Genomic DNA, 2,172 nt, shown 5'->3' on the forward strand with positions numbered 1-2,172 from the left:
TTAGGAATATTGTGCGAGATGTTGGAAAAAATTTCATTGCTCTTGAGGGTCCCAAAGAAGATTAACATTAAGTTAATTTTTATGGTTTTAAGAGGCTGCGTCAAGAGGTCGCGTCCAGCTCATTTTCAAAATAGATCAGCATTATTGCCTGAGACGGTCTTGATATAGAGAAGAAGTTGATGAATTTCAAATGCTTATCGAAATATGAAAGGGGGAGTTGGCTTTAATATTTATTTTGCCTCGTCCCCAATAGACCTAGTCAGCCACGGTCAGCGCGTAACTTCCGGGGGCATCATCAAGAATGCTTTCTTTAGAGATTCCCCGCGCAGGAACGGTTCCATTCCCATAAGCATCTAGCCACTGACGCCATACTTCCCACCAGGATCCCTCATGCTTTTTCGCAGATTTGAACCATGCGTCTGGATCGCTTGATAACTTATCATTCGTCCAGTAGTGGTACTTTTGGCGGCTTGGGTGATTGAAAACCCCAGCCACATGGCCTGAGGCGGTCAATATGAACTTCTTTGAAGTTGATTTTGCCATTTGTGTTATGGGATAAACGGATTTCCAAGGAGCTATATGGTCATCATGAGCGGCCATGACAAAGAGTGGTGTCGATATTTTTCCCAAGTCCACAGGCACATCAGCAATTGACATACTGCCCGGTTCCATCAGACGGTTTTCCACGACGACATCTCTCAAGAAGGTCATGTGCATTTTCGCAGGCATGCGCAAGGCATCACAATTCCAGTAAAGCATATCAAAGGGGAACGGTTCACGACCCATAAGATAGTTATTCACATACGAAGACCAGATCAGGTCATTGGCACGCAGTAAGTTAAAGGCTTGGACCATATATTGTCCTTCAAGATATCCTTTTTTCTGAACATGTTCTTCCAATTTTCGTTGTTGGTGTTCACATCGATATATGCCCATTTCGTCCGCTTTATCAAAGTCAAAAGGTGTTGCGAGGATGGTTGCGGATGCGATCGGGTTTTCCTTTGCTTTTTTCAAATAAACCATTAAGAGACTCAGGAGCGTGCCGCCATTACAATATCCGACAGTGTTCACCTTTTTTTCGCCTGTGATCTTACAAACCTGATCGATCGCTGTCTTGACCCCTTCTAGGGTGTAATCAGTCAACGTCTTTTGGGCATGGCGCTCATCAGGATTGACCCAGGATATAGCAAAAACCGACAGGCCTGACTCAAGCGCCCAGCGAATGAAAGAATTTTCCGCTTTAAGATCAAAGATATAATATTTATTGATCCACGGTGGTATAATGAGCATGGGCGTTTTCGCGACGCGTTTAGTCAAAGGTTCATATTGAATCAACTGAAACAGATCGTTTTGAAAAACCACCTTTCCGGGTGTTGTTGCCAGGTCCTTTCCCAACTTGAAAGCCTTCGTGTCTGTCATTCGCTTATGCCATTGGCCGTTGCCTGCATCTTCTAAGTATTTCTGAAAGCCACGAACAAGATTATTTCCAGAAGTTGCGAACGTTTCTTGCAAAACAGTTGGGTTTGTTAATGGAAAGTTGGTTGGAGATAGGGCATCAATCACATGAGATATGTAAAACATCAACTTACGTTGTGTAATGGGATCAAGCCCCTCAATACTGCTGGCAGCATCTTTCAGAAATTTAGCATTTAAGAGATAGGCCTGTTGGAGCAAAGAAAAGAAGGGGTTATCCTCCCATTCAGCATCTAAAAAGCGTTTGTCATCCTTACCAGGTTTTACGTTTATTTTGGACAATTTTCCTTGAACTCTGTCCATTGTGGATTGGAGGAGCTCTTGAAACTCTTCTAAATATTGAGTTTGTAACTCAGAGATCTTTTCAGGCTTTTTGGAAATTTTTATCATCGCTTCTGAAAATGTATGGGACATGACCTCTGGGTTAAAGACAGCATTTCCGATGCCTGTGGGCATCCCCAGCTTTTCCATGTTCTCAGTCATTTTCTTATTCGCTTCAGCAGCAACCTTTTTCCAAGTTTTTTGCCATTCCGCCGGAGAGGACGGTATTTTTCCTATATCAGGTGTGCCAGGCATCCCGAGCTTTTCCATATTCTCAGCCATTTTCTTGGCGGCTTCATCAGCCGTCTTTTTCCAAGTCTTTTGCCATTCCGCAGGAGACGATGGTATTTTTCCGGTACCTGTTAGGCCAGGCATGCC

The 2,172-nt window shown here is 43.6% G+C and carries 1 protein-coding gene; it reads right to left on the reverse strand.

What is annotated here, in order from left to right; all coding sequences use genetic code 11:
• Window positions 1–255: 255 nt before the first annotated feature.
• Window positions 256–2,172, reverse strand: a 1,917-nt coding sequence (gene phaC, locus K2Y18_09250; protein MBX9805919.1) for a class I poly(R)-hydroxyalkanoic acid synthase, incomplete at its 5' end; no start/stop codon positions are given.

The sequence above is a fragment of the Alphaproteobacteria bacterium genome (assembly GCA_019746225.1).
GTDB lineage: Bacteria > Pseudomonadota > Alphaproteobacteria > Paracaedibacterales > VGCI01 > VGCI01.